Origin of the sequence: Pseudomonas sp. BLCC-B112 (genome assembly GCF_028550695.1) — a bacterium.
Lineage (GTDB): Bacteria > Pseudomonadota > Gammaproteobacteria > Pseudomonadales > Pseudomonadaceae > Aquipseudomonas > Aquipseudomonas danubii.
The window spans coordinates 127,988-143,505 of record NZ_JAQQGK010000002.1 but is presented as its reverse complement, the minus strand read 5'-3'; the positions used below and the strand labels follow the sequence as shown (position 1 = coordinate 143,505).

Genomic DNA, 15,518 nt, shown 5'->3' with positions numbered 1-15,518 from the left:
TTGAATTGAACCCATGAGCCAGACCGCGACCATCCTGGTCATCGACGACGAACCGCAGATCCGCAAGTTCCTGCGCATCAGCTTGGCGTCCCAAGGATACAAAGTGATTGAAGCCGGTACCGGTACCGAGGGCCTGGCCCAGGCGGCACTGAACAAGCCGGATCTGCTGGTGCTCGACCTGGGGCTGCCGGACATGGATGGCCAGCAGGTACTGCGCGAGTTTCGTGAGTGGTCGACGGTGCCCGTGCTGGTGCTTTCGGTGCGTGCCAGCGAGGTGCAGAAGGTCGAAGCCCTGGACGGTGGCGCCAACGATTACGTGACCAAGCCTTTCGGCATCCAGGAGTTCCTGGCACGCATCCGCGCCCTGTTGCGCCAGGCGCCGGTGGGGGAGGTGCAGGAAGCGGCGTTGCAAGTTGGGCCGCTGACGGTGGACCTGGCCTACCGTCGGGTACTGCTCGATGGCCAGGAAGTGGCCCTGACGCGCAAGGAGTACGCTGTGCTGGCGCAACTGGCACGACACCCCGGTCGGGTGATCACCCAGCAGCAGCTGCTCAAGGACATCTGGGGGCCGACCCACACCGAGGACAGTCATTACCTGCGGATCGTGGTCGGGCATTTACGCCAGAAACTGGCGGATGATCCGACCCAACCACGGTTCATCGTCACCGAGGCGGGGGTTGGCTACCGTCTCTTGGGGAGCGAGCCCTGAGCCTTAGAGGGCTGGAATGTCGGGGCTTGCTATTGTTCCTGTTCGTAGCGGTCCAGGGTATCGCTGGCGATTTCACGACCCAGGGCGATCAGTTCCGGGGCCTTGTAGAACTCGAAGAACCGGCACACGCGCTTGGGCACGTTGATCAATATGTCCGGTGGATAGCCGGCGATCTTGTATTGGGCCAGGGACGTCTGCATGACCTCGAAGCTCTGGTTCACCAGGTCCAGTAGCGAGGCCGGACCGACGTTGTCGATGATGAACGAACCGCTGGCGGACTTGGGCGCGCCGTCGGTTTCTGGCGCAGCAGCCGGTTGCTGGGATTCCGGTTCGGCACCTTCGACCCAGGGATTGATCTCGGCGGCTTGGCTCTTGAAGGCCTCTTGTTCCAGCAGCAATAGTTGTTCGGCCTGTTTACGCCGGAACGGCAGGTGCGAGCCCAGAGAGTTGATCAGGCTGTCAAAGCGGCTTTTGAACGCCGGGGGGCGCTGGATCACCGGTAACTGATAATGGCGCTGGTTGGTGGAGTTGAGGTTGACCGCGATGATCAGGTCGCAATGGCTGGAGACCACTGGCACGATCGGCAGTGGGTTGAGCAGACCGCCGTCCACCAGCATGCGGTTACCCTGCATCACCGGGGTGAACAGGCTGGGGATGGCTGCGGAAGCGCGCATGGCTTGATGCAGGCAGCCTTCCTGGAACCAGATTTCCTGTTGATTGGTCAGGTCAGTGGCTACCGCGGTGTAGGGAATGCGCAGCTCTTCGATATTCACTTCACCGACGATCTTGCGGATCTGGCCGAAGACTTTCTCGCCGCGAATCGCCCCCAGGCGGAAACTCACGTCCACCAGGCGCAGTACATCAAGGTAATCCAGGCTTTCGATCCACTCCCGATACTCGGCGAGCTTGCCTGCGGCATAGATGCCGCCCACCACGGCGCCCATGGAGCAACCGGCGATGCAGGCGATGTCATACCCGCGTCTTTCGATCTCCTCGATGACCCCGATATGGGCGTACCCGCGAGCGCCTCCCGAGCCGAGGACCAATGCGACACGTTTGTTCATGATTCGTCCCTTCGCCAAACAGGTTGCAACAATGCACCCATAGCGGCCTGGGGTTCAATTGCTGATGTAAGGCCGGACCTGTCCGGTGTTTTTTCCTTGGGGGGCTCGGGCCGCGCGGCTATGCTCCTGCGGCTATATTTTCCAAGGGTTGCGTCAGGCACTTTTTTACGCTGCCATCGTCTTAACCTGTACGACTGTTTTCTTTTCTTGAGGTGTCATTGATGAAAGCCTGGATCTGCTTGCCCCTGATGGCATTGGTACTGACCGGTTGCGCAGGCAAGACCGCCTACCGCGACAGCTGTGGCACTCAGCTGGACGCCGCCTGGCGCGAGCTGGACCTGGCCAAGGCTGAAGGTTTCGCCGGCACTGTGAGTTATTCCAAGGCCTTGTCGTTGCTGACCGGGGCCAAGACTCAGCAGCAATTCGAAGCCTTTGAAGGGTGCACCAAGAAAGCCGAGAAGGCGCGCTTCTATATTCGTGAGTCCCGCGCCGGGCGCTGAGCCGCGCCAGCCGCTACGCTGAAGCGGTGAATCTCCACCCTGGACCCCAATGATATGGCGCAACGCCGTTCTTGGGCCTGGGGTGTCATTCTTGAGTCGGATAAGCCCATGTAGGGCTTGTGAGCCGTATTGGGGAAAGCCTGATGTCTGCCTTGGTTGATCGATTGGTGGTTCAGATCCTGAGCCTGGAAGTGAGCTTGCTGGCTTGTCAGGCGCGACTGGCTGCCGCCACTGATGCCGAGGCACTGCATGACTTGCGTATCACTGTGCGCCGCTTGCGCAGCTTGTTGCGTCCATTGCGCGGTTTGCCTGGTGTCGAGCAGTTGGAGGCTGCAGCCAGTGAGGTCGGACAGCTGACGACGCCGATTCGTGACCGCGAAGTGTTGGCCGCTTATCTGTATCAGCATGGCCTGCACGCTGCCGCCGAGCGTCGTACCGCTCAGTTGCAAGGGGAGTATTCGGCGATCGCCGCCGGGCCGCCGTTGGCGCAGTTGTTTCTGGTACTGGATGCGTTTCCGCGGTTTCTCCGGGCCTCCGAGCGTCAGGGGCTGCTGCGTGGTTTACGAGGAAAGATTGAAAAACGCTTGTCCAAGCAGTGGAAAGCCCTGGGTGAGGCGTTGCGTGATCCAGCCCACGACCGGCATCGCCTGCGACTGTTGATCAAGCGTGTGCGCTACGCCGCCGATGCATACCCCGAACTGGATCGTTTGCCACCCCAAGCCATGAAACGCCTCAAGGCAGCCCAAGGGGCATTGGGGGATTGGCATGATTGCTGGCAATGGCTGGCCCAGGCCGAACAGCAGATGGACTTGCTGCCCTGTGTCGCCACCTGGCGTAAAACCATGCACAAGTCCCAGGCACATGCCGACCAAGTACTGGACAAGCTTCATGGCGATTGCTTCAGGAACTGACTACCGTTGTGCGGCTTATCTGTCCGCTGCTTTGGCCGGAATAGTGGCTGTGCGGCTCTGCGACGCTGGTTAAGATCCTTGAGTCTATTTTTTGCCCCTTGAGGTTTTCATGCGTTTTTACGATTTGCTTGAGGCCGTACGCGGCCAGCCCCAGGCGTTGACCATTCCGGCCGAGTGGGCTCAGGGGCGTGCCAGTTTTGGTGGCCTGGTGGTTGCCTTGCAGTACGAAGCGATGCGGGCCAAGGTCCCGCTGGACCGGCCGGTACGTTCCTTGGCGGTCACCTTTGTCGGCCCAGTGTCACCGGATGTGCCTGTCAGCTTTGAAGTGGATGTGCTGCGCGAAGGCAAGGCTGTCAGCCAGGTGCTGGGACGCGTCATGCAGGACGGCCAAGTGGTGACCCTGGTGCAGGGCAGCTTTGGCGCTTCCCGCGAGTCTGTGGTCAGTGTCGGCGCCCTTCCGGCCCCTGAGATGAAGCATTGGGAGGAGTGCCAGGAACTGCCCTACATCAAGGGCGTGACTCCGGAATTCATGCGTCATTTGGCAATGCGTTGGAGCATCGGCGGCATGCCCTTCACTGGCAACCGTTCCCGGGACATGGGGGGCTGGGTGCGCCTGCGCGGGGATGTCAAAGAGGAGCCTGTGACCGAGGCGCATATCCTGGCGCTGGTGGATGCCTGGCCGCCGGCCCTGTTGCCGCATTTGAACAAGCCTGCGGCGGGCAGCACCCTGACCTGGACCATCGAATTCGTCCAGCCGTTGTTGTCAATCAGCACCCTGGACTGGTGCAAGTACCGGGTGGAAATCGAGCATGCCCGCGATGGCTACGGGCACGCTGCCGCCGCGTTGTGGAGTCCTGAGGGGCAACTGATTGCCCTGAGTCGGCAGACGGTAACCATCTTCGCCTGATCCGTCAGTGACGGTGGCGTTGCCGCCAGGCACGCCACCAGGCACCGCTGAGGACAAAGCGTGGAAAGGTCACGAACTGCTCCATTAGCAGGCGTTGCACTGCATCTTTGCGATCGCTGAATGGTTCGCCGGCTTGTGCCTCCAGGCTATGGCCGTGACGCTGCAAACCGAGGGCAGCCAGCACTCCGAGCACGCCAATGGCCAGGCTCAGGAAACTCAGGGAGAACACTCCCGAAGCAATCAGCAGAAAACCGACAATGAACAGCGGGACGGCGATCAGGTGCAAAACCAGGTTGGTCGGATGTTGGTGGCTGTGCGGGTAGACGCGCCATTGCCAGGCGGGGAGGTTGGGGTGACGTTTGCCCATGATGATCATCCTTAGTGCTTGAAAACTCATGGACCAAGAATAGGGCGCAGTCGGTTTGGCGGCGAATCAAGGCTGGCTATCGGTTCGATAGCCAGTGGGGTGAGGGCAGGTGGTTGCTATGGGGCAGCGGCTCATGCTGGCGGATCAGAGCTTCAACTGGCCGATGGCCTTGCTCAATTCGCCGGCCAGGGTCGCCAGTTCACTGCTGGTCGTGGCGGAAGCAACGGTCTGCTGCACGGTGTTTTCGGTAACATCGCGAATGCTGACCACCGCTCTATTCATTTCTTCGGCCACCTGGCTCTGCTGTTCCGCGGCGACGGCGATCTGAGTGTTGCTTTCGCGCATCTGTGCCACTGCGCCGGTGATTTCCGCCAGTGCCGCCCCGGCTTCCTGTGCCTGTTGCACGCAGTCGTCGGCTTTGAACGAGCTTTCCTGCATGAAGTCCACCGCATCGCGGGTACCGGCTTGCAGGGCGGACACCATGCCGGTGATTTCGTCGGTCGAGGCCTGTACGCGTTTGGCCAGGTTGCGTACTTCATCTGCCACCACGGCAAAGCCGCGACCCATTTCGCCGGCCCGTGCGGCCTCAATGGCGGCGTTGAGCGCCAGCAGATTGGTTTGCTCGGCGATGCTGTGGATGACGTTGACCACGCCGTTGATTTTCTGGCTGTCCTCGGCGAGTTTCTGAATCATCTCGGCAGTTTGTTGCACGCCACTGGACAGCCCAGCGATGGATTTCTGCACTCGGCCGACCACTTCATGGCCAGTGCCGGCCAGGGTGTCGGCAGTTTGCGACAGGTCACGAGTGGCACCTGCATGCTGGGCAATGTGGTAGACGGTGGCGGACATTTCGTTGATGGCGGTGGCGGCCTGATCGGTTTCGCTCTGCTGGCCGAGCATGCCGTGGCGTACATCATTCATGCTTGAAGCTAGGCGCGCGGCGCCCTGATCCAATTGGCGAGCGGTATTGGCCACGGTATTCACCACCCGTTGGTAGCCGGCCTGCATGGCGTTGAACGCGCTGGCCATCTGGCCCACCTCGTCCTTACAGGAGAGCGGTACGCGGGCAGACAGATCGCCGGTCTTCTCAACATGCAGCATGACGTCCTTGAGGGTATTGAGTTGGCTGAGGAGAAAGCGAATCAGCAACTGCGAGGCGCAGAGCATGGCGAACATCAGGATGAATACGGCCGCCGCATAGTTGGTGAAGCGGTCACTGAAGACCTGGGCCAGGCTTGGAGCGTGGGCCAGGACTGCGACCTGCTGGCCGTCGGCGCGATGGACGACTTCGGCGCCCAGCAACGGGTTGGTACCGAACAGCGGCATGTGGTTGATCTCGATCCAGCCGTTGGCGCCGTTCAGCTCGGGCAACGCCTGGTCGTTGAAACTGGGCGTCTGTCCCTGGGAGAAAGTCAGTAGGTGTTCATCGGTGGGCAGGGGCTGTCCTGCAGGCCAGGCATTGAGCAGCAGGGCCTGGCTATGGGCGGCGGCCTGGGCGGTCTGGCTACGTGCCTGCTGCTCCAGTTGCACGGCGTACAGCACCAATAGCAAGGTGGTGACAAAGGCGACCGCATTGACCGCCCAGAATTTGTATTTCAACGAGATATTGCTAAGCCAGGCACCCATAGAAGGTTTTCTCTGATTGAGCGGAACAGTATTGGCAAGGTGCCATTATTGTGCCGTCATGATCTCGGAAAAATCTTGATATGAGTCAAGCAATCTCTGGCAAGCGGAAGAAAGCTCTGGAGCAGGCGGTGCTGTGGTTGGCCAGGTCTTTCGGGGTCTCTTCCCGGTGCAGTGCCACTTCCCTCAAGACCTCGGTCAGATAGGCCGGTTCGTTACGGCCGTTCTTCGGTTTTGGTCGCAGACTGCGCGGCAGCAGATAGGGAGCATCGCTTTCCAGCATCAGACGCCCGCGGGGAATGTTGCGTACCAGTGGGTGCAGGTGGGTGCCCCGGCGTTCGTCGCAGATCCAGCCGGTAATGCCGATGTGCAGGTCAAGATCAAGGTAACTGAACAGCGCCTGTTGTTCACCGGTGAAGCAATGCACGACGGCTGCTGGCAAACGGTCACGAAAGTCCCGCAGGATATCCAGCAGACGCTGATTGGCGTCGCGCTCGTGGAGGAACACCGGCAGTTGCAGCTCGGCCGCCAGGGCCAAGTGTTCTTCCAGGACTTTTTCCTGTTGTGGGCGGGGGGAGAAGTCGCGATTGAAGTCCAGTCCGCATTCGCCCACTGCACGTACCCGTGGCTCGCTGAGCAGTGCACGCAGACGCCGCGAGCTGTCGGCATTCCAGTCACTGGCAGCGTGAGGGTGCAGGCCCGCGGTGGCGAACAGTCGCTGCCCGTTGCTGTCCAGTTGCTGGCACAGTTCCAGGGCCTGTTCGCTACCTTCGACGCTGGTTCCGGTCAGGACCAATTGGCAGATCCCGGCCTCATAAGCACGATCGAGAACGGCTTGGTGTTTTTCGGCAAAACAGGGATTGGTCAGGTTGACGCCGATATCGATGAGTTGCATGGTGCTATCTCCGCCTGCGGCCGGAAAGCATATCAGAGCTGTAGATTTATAAGAAAAACCAAGAACTACAACGAGTTAACGCTGTCTTTTGCTGACGGAAGAACGTAATGCTCAGGCTTGTTACTGTCATTGCGCTTGTCTTTCGCACCTTGCCAGTGCTCATGGCGCTCTGTTTCTGTCGATCAATTCTTCAAAAAACGACGAAGGGTTAAACAGTATTCTTTGCGGAGAACGGATGACCCGACCCTCGATATTGCTCGCGCTGTGCCTGACGTTGCTACTGCCATTGCCGGCCATGGCGCGCTTGGCGGGGCCGTCGGAAACCCAGGCTGCGGGAAAGGTCCGCGACCTGGCGGAGATCCGCAGCAGTCGGGTTCTGCGGGTACTGGTCAACCAGAGCCGCAATAGTTCCGGTGAAGTCCAGGGCCAGGCCATTGGCGTCGAGTACCATCGTTTGCGCTCGTTCGAGCAGTATCTCAACGGCCATGCCCGTGACGGTCAGGAAATCAGCCTCAAGATCATTCCCAAAGCCAAGGATCAACTGCTTGGCGCCTTGCAGCGAGGAGAAGGGGATCTGGTGGCTCCCGGTGAGTTGTTGGAGGCTCAGCCAGGGCATGCGGTCAGCTCCAGCGATCCGATCGTCAGCAATGTTCCCTTACTGCTGGTGGGGATCAAGGGCGAGCGTCGTTATACGCGTATCGAACAGCTGTCCGGCAAGACCCTGACCCTGACCACCGGTAGCGCCGCAGGGGATGCGGTGAGTCAGATCAATCAGAAACTTGCGTTGCACAAGCTGGCGCCGATCAAGGTCGAGTGGGTGGACCCCAGTCTGGCGGTGGAAGATGTGCTGGAAATGGTCCAGGGCGGGATCTTCCACCTGACCATTGTCGAGCAGCCGATTGCCGAGCGTTGGAGCAAGATCCTGCCCAAGTTGCGTTTTGACAGGCAATTGAAGATCAGTGAGCCGGGAGAGGAGCACTGGTTTGTCCGGCGCGATGCCTCGATGTTGCGGGCAAGTATCGATCGTTTCCTCAAGACCTATAAGACTCCGGCGGACCAGGATGTAGCCTTCTTGCGCATCTATCGTCGCCAGTACCAGGTGCATTACCCCCTGGCTAGGGCCGATCGTCAGCGCCTGGAAAAACTGCGGCCGGTGTTGCAGAAGCATGCGGGGGAGCAGGGTATGGACTGGCTGAATCTGGCGGCCCTGGCTTTCAAGGAGTCGGCCTTGCAGCCCAGCGCCAGGAGCGGCAGCGGTCCAACCGGGCTGATGCAGATCACGCCTTCGGCGGCGCAAAGGGTCGGGGTCAACAATATCCAGTCTCTGGACAGCAATGTTCAGGCCGGTGCCAAGTACCTGGCGATGATCCGCCGCAAGTTCTTCTCCAGCCCCAAGCTTAACGAACGCGAGCGCATGGCGTTCGTCCTGGCGGCCTACAACATGGGCCCGGAACGGGTACAAGGAATGCGCAGCGAGGCCCGGCGCCGTGGACTGAATCCCAATCAATGGTTTTTCCAGGTTGAGCGTATTGCCATGGAGCAGGTGGGCATGGGTGCGGTCAGCTATGTTAATAGCGTCAATAAATACTATCTGGCCTTTGACCGCGAGCGAGGCTCTCTGGAGCCTCAGGAGCGAAAAGTTGCGTCTCGCAAATAATCGAAAAAACTGATTTTTATCTTGGGTTTTTTGCGCTTTTAGCATGATAAAAATTGATTAATATGGCGACCAACTTCCCCACCATACACAGGACTACAGAGCATGAGCACATTGATCAAAAACCTACTGAGTACTCGCGCCGGTTACGGCTTGAGCGTTTTGCGGATCTTCGTCGGCATCATCTTTGCGGCCCACGGTTCGCAGAAACTCTTCGGGTGGTTCGGGGGAGGCGGTTTGGCGGGAACGGCTCAGTGGATGGAGAGCATTGGTCTGGCTCCTGGGTATCTGATGGCATTGTTGGCAGGTGGTACCGAGTTCTTCGCTGGTTTGGCGCTGGTCATCGGCTTGCTGGCGCGTCCGGCAGCTCTGGGCTTGTCCTTTACCTTGTTGGTGGCGATCTTCTCGGTGCATATCGGCAATGGTTTGTTCATGGCCAATAACGGCTATGAGTTCGCCCTGGCTCTGCTGGGCGGTACTGTCGCGGTCCTGTTCGAAGGTGCTGGCAAGTTGTCTGTGGATGCAGCAATAACCAAGTGATTTGACGAGCTCGATTCATCCGTCAAGTTGGTCTTCGGCGGCTCTGGATCAACTGCCAGGAAAATTTCCAAGGCCTGCCAATGCAGGCCTTTTTCGTTGTTGGGAAATCTTGACACTGACCTGTTGGCTTCTCTAGGATGCTGCTCATGCGCCGATTTAAACAGCTACTTGCGGGGCGCCAAGTGAGTCGAAAGATCACTGTTAGAAGCTATATTCTGGCTTCGAAATACCGCTAAAGCGCTGGTTCGGTGTTGCCTCTCACCTGCCCGGCAGAAACTTGAGGCAGAGACACAATACGATGAATGCACCACGCCCCCTTGTACGTCTTGCGCCGATCACGGCGAGTCTTTCCCAGCGCAACCCGAAAATCCTTCTTGGCGGCAAACATCAACCCACCTTGTTGCGTTACCTCGACGGCTGGCCACGGCGTTCCCCGGGCCCGGCTGCCTTTTTGATTCAGTTTGTTGAAGAGGGCGAGTCTCTGGCACGTTTTGCCAGCGATAGCTTTGATCTGGCGGTCATTCCGGCCCCCAGTGCAGCGGATGCTGCTGAAGTCATCAAGCAACTGACCCGCGTCGCTCGCCAAGGCCTGATCATTCGCCGCTAGTTGCATAGAGGTTTCGGCGGCGCTGTACAGTTTGTTGCTGAACTGCGCCGTATTCAGATTGTGACCCCACCTAACAAGCACTGATTGGGATAGTCCCGGTTGCAGTTACTGCTGGTCATGAGTGAAGCGACAACGGGTTAATGTTCAAACTACGGCGTTACGTTTTGCCAGATCGGCCAGCGCCACGAGGTTGGAAATGTTGAAGCGCTTGAGTAAGCGAACCTTGTAGGTACTGACGGTCTTGTGGCTGATCAACAGAGCGTCGGCAATCTGCTGGTTGTTGAGGCCGCTTGCCAGGAGCTTCAGCACCGTGATCTCGCGATCGGTCAGGCGCGAGATCAACACGCTCTCCTGACTGGCGGCATTGGTGTTTTGCTGCAGGATATTGATGGTGTCTTCCGGGAAGTAGCTGTACCCGGACAGAATGGCTTTAACCGCATTGGCCAGTTCGTGAAGGTTTTCAGTCTTGCACAGAAATCCCGCGGCTCCCGCTTGCAGGCATCGTAGAGCGAAGTTCTTCGAGTCACTGGAAGTCAGGACTAGGGTTTTTACAAGCAGGTCCGCAGACTTGATATGGGCGATGACCGAAAAACCGTCCAGGTTGGGAATACCCAGGTCGAGGATCAACAGGTCCGGCATGTGCTTTCGCACCAGTTGCACCGCGTCCGCACCGTTGTCGGCTTCGGCAACGATGGTGTGATGGTGGGGTTCCAGCACCGACCTAATGGCCAGTCGAATCAGAGGATGGTCATCGACGATAATGATGTTGCCCATTTAGTGCGTTCCCTTTGTTTTTAGAGGTGTTGGTCAGTATTGGCGGGTGCTTTGGATAAGTAGGTTTCAAGTTGTGCCTCAGGCTGGGTGAAAACACTGTTACTTAAGGTGTGTCTTGTGCCGTAAGCCTCAGCTGTTTGGCTCTATGATTGGCTGACCTCTCTGAAATCTAAATCGGACAAATCTGATAGTGCTGCCTGGCTGGGTGAGGGGGAGCAACAACCCTCCCATGACGGGCCGAGTGCATCAGCTCATTCAAACAACAGAACAGCATGTACAAGGCTGGAAGGTGACAAGCCAATTGAGTACTAAGCTCATCACACAGGATGGTTACGACGCTCTGAAGCAGGAGTTGGATTATCTGTGGCGGGAGAAGCGCCCGGATATTACCCAGAAGGTCACTTGGGCCGCGTCATTGGGTGACCGCAGTGAGAACGCGGACTATCAGTACAACAAAAAACTCTTGCGGGAAATTGATCGCCGGGTGCGTTACATACGCAAGCGTCTGGAAGACATGAAGGTGGTTTCCTACGCACCAGAGCAGGAAGGGCGAGTGTTCTTTGGCGCCTGGGTAGAAGTGGAAAACGAGGCTGCCGAGATCAAGCGCTTTCGTATCGTTGGATACGACGAGATCTATCTGCGCAAGGACTACATTTCCATCGACTCGCCCATGGCCAGGGCGCTGCTGAAGAAGGAAGTGGGCGACGAGGCCATTGTTCATACGCCGGCTGGCGAAACCTGCTGGTGGATCAATCAGATCGACTATGAGAAGTAGGCTCACCAGCCTGTGCTGGCGAGCTGTTGCTCTTCACCCTTCGCGCAGGACGCTCAACGGGCTGGCGTTCAATGCCCGGCGGGTGCCGAAAACCCCGGCCCCACCCACCAACAGGGCGCCTATCAGCGGCAGCAGCAACAGCCAGGGATGTGGGTGCCAGGGTAGGTCGAAGGCGAACTGGTAAAGCACCAGGCTGACCAGTTCGCTACCCAGGGCCGCCAGCAGGCCGCTGACGGCGCCGAGAAGACCGAACTCGATCCGCCGAGCCTTGACCAGCAACCGCCTCTCGGCACCGAGCGCGCGTAATAGGGCGCCTTGGCGAATGCGCTCGTCCAACGTGGCCTGCAGGCCGGAAAACAGCACTGCCATTCCCGCCGCCAGGACAAACAGCAATACATACTCCACTGCCAGAGTGACCTGGGCCAGGATGCTGCGCAGTTGCTCCAGCAAGGCCTCCACTTGAAGAATAGTCACCGCTGGAAAGGCCCTGGATAGCTCGATGACCTGCTGGTCGTGTCCCGGGCTCAGATAAAAGCTGGTCAGGTAGGTGGCAGGCAGATCTTTCAGGGTGCCTGGCTGGAAGATCATGAAGAAGTTCGGTTGGAAGTTGTCCCAGTTGATGCTGCGCAGGCTGGTAACCCGGGCTTCCCGATTAACGCCCGCGACCGTGAAGGTCAGTTGGTCGCCCAGTTTCAGTTTCAAGCTTTGTGCAACCTTGGCCTCCACCGATACGCCGGGCACAGCGTCGGCGGGCTGCGCTGACCACCAGTTGCCTTCGGTGATGCGGTTGCCGGCCGGCAGGTCGGCGGCCCAGGTCAGGCTCAGGTCGCGCTGTACCGCGCGGTCGCCACTGGAGTCCTTGCTGACTATCTCCCTTACAGGCTCGCCGTTGATGCTCACCAGGCGTCCGGGAACCACTGGATACAGCGGCGCCGAAGGGGCCGAAAGTTGTACCAGGCGTTCGCTAAAAGCCTGTTTTTCGGCGGGTAGGATATTCAGTGCAAAGTAATTGGGGGCATTTTTCGGCAACTGGTTCTGCCAGGTATCGAGCAGTTCGCCCCGCAGCAGGGCGATCAGTGCCATGGACAGCAGAATCAGACCAAAGGCCAGGGACTGTCCGGCTGCCGCCAGGGGATGCCGCAGCAACTGGCCCAGTCCCAGGCGCCAGGGCAGGGAGGAGCGGGCCAGCAGACGACGCAGGCTTTGCAGTACCAGAAGCAGTAACCCACCCAGTACCAGTGCCGCTATCAGCCCACCGCCGAGCAGTGCAAAGGTCAGGATCAGATCCAGACTCAGGCGCCACATGATCAGGCCCAGGGCAAACAGGGCAGCGCCGTAGATCATCCAGGTACTGGAAGGAATTGGCAGCAGGTCACGACGTAACACGCGAAGTGGCGGGACCCGCCCCAAGGCAGCCAGGGGCGGTAGGGCAAACCCTGCCAGGGCCACCAACCCGGTGCCAATACCGGCAATGGCCGGGAGCAGGCCACCTGGAGGCACATCGCTGGGCAGCAGGTCATGCAGCAGATAGAACAGGCCAAGTTGGGCCAACCACCCCAGCAGTGCGCCGCTGATGCTGGCCAGGAGCCCCAGAAGTCCCAATTGCACGCTGAACAGCAACATGGTTTCCCGTCGCGACAGACCGAGGCAGCGTAGCAAGGCGCTGGCATCGAAGCGCCGGGTTGCGAAACGATTGGCCGATAAGGCGACGGCGACCCCGGATAGCAACACGGCTACCAGACTGGCCATGTTCAGGTAACGCTCGGCCTTGCCCAGGGCGCCGCCAATCTGCTGGTTGCCATCGCGGGCATCCTGCAGTCGCTGGTTGGGCGCCAGCCCCGGCTTGATCAGTTGGCGATAGCTCTCTAGGGCCGGGGCCGTGCCGCGCCAGAGCTCCTTGTAGCTGACCCGGCTGCCCGGCTGGACGACGCCGGTGGCTTTCAGGTCGTCCAGGCTGATCAGCACTCGAGGCGTCAGGCTATAGAAGTTGCCGGCTCGGTCGGGCTCATAGGTCAGGACCCGAGCCAGCCGCAGGGGTTGCGTGCCGACATCGATGCTGTCGCCGATCTTCAGATTCAGCGCGGTCAGCAGGCGTGATTCGACCCAGGCTTCACCGGCCTTTGGACCGCCACCGGGCTCTTCAACGCCGTAGGGCGCTGCCGCGCTCTTGAGTTGGCCGCGTAGTGGGTAGGCATTGTCCACTGCCTTGATACTCGACAGCTGGATGCCAGTGTCGGTGGCGATAACGCTGGAGAATTCGACTATGCGCGCATGATCGAGTCCCAGTGCCTGCCCGCTGTCGACCTGCTCCGGGCGTGCCGGTGAGCTGCCCTCCAGAAGCAGATCAGCCCCGAGAAACTCGGTGGCCCGCAGCAGCATGGCGCCGTTCAGGCGGGCGCCGAAATAACCAATGGCGGTGCTCGCCGCCACAGCCACCAGCAAGGCAAAGAACAGCACCCGTAACTCCCCGGCGCGGGCATCGCGCAACAGCTGGCGCAGGGCGAGGCTGAGCAGACGCAACAGCGGCAGACGTGCCATCAAGGCTCCAGAGGGGCGACCAGCAAGCCCGCTTCAAGACGGATCAGGCGCCGGCAACGATGGGCCAGGCGTTCATCATGGGTCACCAGCACCAGAGTCGTGCCGCTCTCCTTGTTGAGTTCGAACAGCAGGTCGCTGATGCGTTCACCGGTGTGGCTGTCGAGGTTGCCGGTAGGTTCGTCGGCAAACAGTACGTCGGGTTCGGCGGCAAAGGCCCGGGCGATGGCTACTCGTTGTTGCTCACCGCCGGAAAGCTGGCGAGGCGAGTGGCTCAGGCGCTGGCCGAGGCCGACCCGTCGCAGCAGCTCGGTGGCGCGCTCACGGGCGTCGCGGCGGCCATCCAGCTCCAGGGGCAGCATGACGTTTTCCAGGGCGTTGAGGCTGTCGAGCAACTGGAAGGATTGAAACACGAACCCAACGTGCTCGGCCCTGACCCGTGCTCGCTGATCTTCATCCAGGCGACTCAAGGCCTGGCCGGCGAGGGTGACCTCACCGCTGCTGGGCAGGTCGAGTCCTGCCAGCAAACCGAGCAGTGTGGATTTTCCGGAACCCGAGGCGCCGACTATGGCCAGGCTGTCGCCCTGGTTCAGCTCCAGGCTGAGTTCATGAAGGATGGTCAGTTCACCTTCCGCGCTGGGAACCACTTTGCTAAGGTTCCGCGCAGTGAGAATGCTTGCGCCCATGGAGAATCCGATGCGTGTATGGTTTTTGAGTGCCGGCCTGGCCTTGATGTGCATGGCCCAGAACGCAGCGGCGGGTACGGTCCTGATCGTGGGCGATAGTATCAGTGCGGCTTTCGGCCTGGATACCCGTGAGGGGTGGGTGGCTCTGTTGGAGAAGCGGCTCAAGGACCAGGGTTTCACCGACAAAGTGATCAACGCCTCGGTCAGTGGCGACACCAGTGCCGGTGGCCTGGCGCGGCTGCCGCCGCTGCTTGCAGAGCATAAGCCTGAGGTGGTGATCCTCGAGTTGGGCGGCAACGATGGCCTGCGCGGCCAGCCGCCTCAGCAATTGCAACAAAATCTTGCGTCGATGATCGACAGTGCCCAGGCCAGTGGTGCCAAGGTGCTGCTGTTGGGCATGCAGTTGCCGCCCAACTATGGTGTGCGCTACACCCAGGCGTTCGCTCAGGTTTATGGCCAGTTGGCCAGTGACAAAAAGGTGGCGCTGGTACCGTTTTTTCTTGATGGGGTCGGTGGTCATCCCGAACTGATGCAGGCAGACGGTCTGCACCCTGCAGCAGCGGCTCAGGACAAGTTGCTGGAAAATGTCTGGCCGACGCTAAAACCGCTGCTTTGACGCTTTTCTAGTGGCAGTGTTTCGGCTAATGTGGCGCCCCCGATTTGGAGCCCCCGATGCCGCGTCCCGCCTGGTCCCTGTTTGCCTATCAACTGATCGAGCCTGATGAACAGCTTGACCTGTTCGCCTGCCAGGAAGTTCGAGTGCATCTGGTGACGCGTCAGCTGGAGTTGGGTGGTTCTGCCGATCGGACCTTGTGTGGCACTTTGTTGCCCGCGCAGCCGCGCTGGTCGAGTGTGGATCGGACGATTTTCCAGGATCAACGACTCTGCCCTTTGTGCCGGGCAATCCTGGAGTCGCAAAAGCGCGGCACCCCGCCGATCTGGCCGGAGTTGCGCTTCGAGCTGTAGGCGGT

Annotated in this window: 17 protein-coding genes; 10 read left to right on the top strand and 7 right to left on the bottom strand. The window is 59.8% G+C overall.

All coding sequences use genetic code 11. The features are described from left to right. The first annotated feature begins 13 nt into the window (after nt 1-13). Complete coding sequence (locus PQT43_RS06160; protein ID WP_102860873.1) at nt 14-709, top strand: response regulator; 696 nt, start codon at nt 14-16, stop codon at nt 707-709. A gap of 29 nt (nt 710-738) precedes the next feature. Here PQT43_RS06160 and PQT43_RS06155 read toward each other — a convergent pair whose 3' ends face one another. Further along, nucleotides 739-1,773: a patatin-like phospholipase family protein gene (locus PQT43_RS06155; RefSeq protein WP_102880454.1), complete on the bottom strand. Its 1,035-nt coding sequence runs from the start codon at nt 1,771-1,773 to the stop codon at nt 739-741. Nucleotides 1,774-1,994: 221 nt separating this feature from the next. Between PQT43_RS06155 and PQT43_RS06150 the strand changes: the two genes are divergently transcribed. The 3 genes from PQT43_RS06150 to PQT43_RS06140 all read left to right on the top strand — a co-directional run bounded on the left by PQT43_RS06150 (nt 1,995) and on the right by PQT43_RS06140 (nt 4,091). Then, on the top strand, nt 1,995-2,273 hold the full coding sequence (locus tag PQT43_RS06150; protein WP_102860875.1) for a hypothetical protein: 279 nt from the start codon (nt 1,995-1,997) through the stop codon (nt 2,271-2,273). A 143-nt stretch (nt 2,274-2,416) separates the two neighbouring features. Next, nucleotides 2,417-3,184, top strand: coding sequence for a CHAD domain-containing protein (locus tag PQT43_RS06145; protein WP_253085228.1), 768 nt, complete (start codon nt 2,417-2,419; stop codon nt 3,182-3,184). Nucleotides 3,185-3,293: 109 nt separating this feature from the next. After that, nucleotides 3,294-4,091 (top strand): acyl-CoA thioesterase, encoded by a 798-nt coding sequence (locus PQT43_RS06140; protein ID WP_110653122.1) that lies wholly within the window; start codon nt 3,294-3,296, stop codon nt 4,089-4,091. A 4-nt stretch (nt 4,092-4,095) separates the two neighbouring features. Here PQT43_RS06140 and PQT43_RS06135 read toward each other — a convergent pair whose 3' ends face one another. The 3 genes from PQT43_RS06135 to PQT43_RS06125 all read right to left on the bottom strand — a co-directional run bounded on the left by PQT43_RS06135 (nt 4,096) and on the right by PQT43_RS06125 (nt 6,976). Further along, nucleotides 4,096-4,458, bottom strand: coding sequence for a terminase (locus PQT43_RS06135; protein WP_102861005.1), 363 nt, complete (start codon nt 4,456-4,458; stop codon nt 4,096-4,098). A 144-nt stretch (nt 4,459-4,602) separates the two neighbouring features. Beyond that, entirely contained in the window at nt 4,603-6,084 is a 1,482-nt protein-coding gene (locus PQT43_RS06130) for a methyl-accepting chemotaxis protein (RefSeq protein WP_102880451.1), read from the bottom strand. Between the two features lie 85 nt (nt 6,085-6,169). Beyond that, nucleotides 6,170-6,976, bottom strand: a complete 807-nt coding sequence (locus tag PQT43_RS06125) for a TatD family hydrolase (protein ID WP_253085230.1) — start codon at nt 6,974-6,976, stop codon at nt 6,170-6,172. 235 nt (nt 6,977-7,211) lie between these two features. Between PQT43_RS06125 and PQT43_RS06120 the strand changes: the two genes are divergently transcribed. The 3 genes from PQT43_RS06120 to PQT43_RS06110 all read left to right on the top strand — a co-directional run bounded on the left by PQT43_RS06120 (nt 7,212) and on the right by PQT43_RS06110 (nt 9,777). Beyond that, nucleotides 7,212-8,633, top strand: a complete 1,422-nt coding sequence (locus tag PQT43_RS06120; RefSeq protein ID WP_123394190.1) for a transglycosylase SLT domain-containing protein — start codon at nt 7,212-7,214, stop codon at nt 8,631-8,633. A gap of 102 nt (nt 8,634-8,735) precedes the next feature. Beyond that, complete coding sequence (locus PQT43_RS06115; RefSeq protein ID WP_102860881.1) at nt 8,736-9,170, top strand: DoxX family protein; 435 nt, start codon at nt 8,736-8,738, stop codon at nt 9,168-9,170. A 298-nt stretch (nt 9,171-9,468) separates the two neighbouring features. Beyond that, nucleotides 9,469-9,777, top strand: a complete 309-nt coding sequence (locus tag PQT43_RS06110; RefSeq protein WP_102860882.1) for a hypothetical protein — start codon at nt 9,469-9,471, stop codon at nt 9,775-9,777. Nucleotides 9,778-9,921: 144 nt separating this feature from the next. On the opposite strand, the gene PQT43_RS06105 is transcribed toward PQT43_RS06110, so the two are convergent. Further along, on the bottom strand, nt 9,922-10,551 hold the full coding sequence (locus tag PQT43_RS06105) for a response regulator transcription factor (protein WP_102860883.1): 630 nt from the start codon (nt 10,549-10,551) through the stop codon (nt 9,922-9,924). 301 nt (nt 10,552-10,852) lie between these two features. On the opposite strand from PQT43_RS06105, the gene greB reads away from it, so the two are divergent. Beyond that, nucleotides 10,853-11,326, top strand: a complete 474-nt coding sequence (gene greB / locus PQT43_RS06100) for a transcription elongation factor GreB (RefSeq protein ID WP_102860884.1) — start codon at nt 10,853-10,855, stop codon at nt 11,324-11,326. Nucleotides 11,327-11,359: 33 nt separating this feature from the next. On the opposite strand, the gene PQT43_RS06095 is transcribed toward greB, so the two are convergent. Both PQT43_RS06095 and PQT43_RS06090 read right to left on the bottom strand, forming a co-directional pair. Then, entirely contained in the window at nt 11,360-13,864 is a 2,505-nt protein-coding gene (locus tag PQT43_RS06095) for an ABC transporter permease (RefSeq protein ID WP_253085231.1), read from the bottom strand. Continuing rightward, entirely contained in the window at nt 13,864-14,547 is a 684-nt protein-coding gene (locus tag PQT43_RS06090) for an ABC transporter ATP-binding protein (protein WP_102860886.1), read from the bottom strand. Before PQT43_RS06090 ends, PQT43_RS06095 begins: the two co-directional genes overlap by 1 nt. A 10-nt stretch (nt 14,548-14,557) precedes the next feature. Between PQT43_RS06090 and PQT43_RS06085 the strand changes: the two genes are divergently transcribed. Further along, on the top strand, nt 14,558-15,163 hold the full coding sequence (locus PQT43_RS06085) for an arylesterase (RefSeq protein WP_102860887.1): 606 nt from the start codon (nt 14,558-14,560) through the stop codon (nt 15,161-15,163). 56 nt (nt 15,164-15,219) lie between these two features. After that, nucleotides 15,220-15,513, top strand: coding sequence for a hypothetical protein (locus PQT43_RS06080; protein WP_007931378.1), 294 nt, complete (start codon nt 15,220-15,222; stop codon nt 15,511-15,513). Nucleotides 15,514-15,518 lie beyond the last annotated feature (5 nt).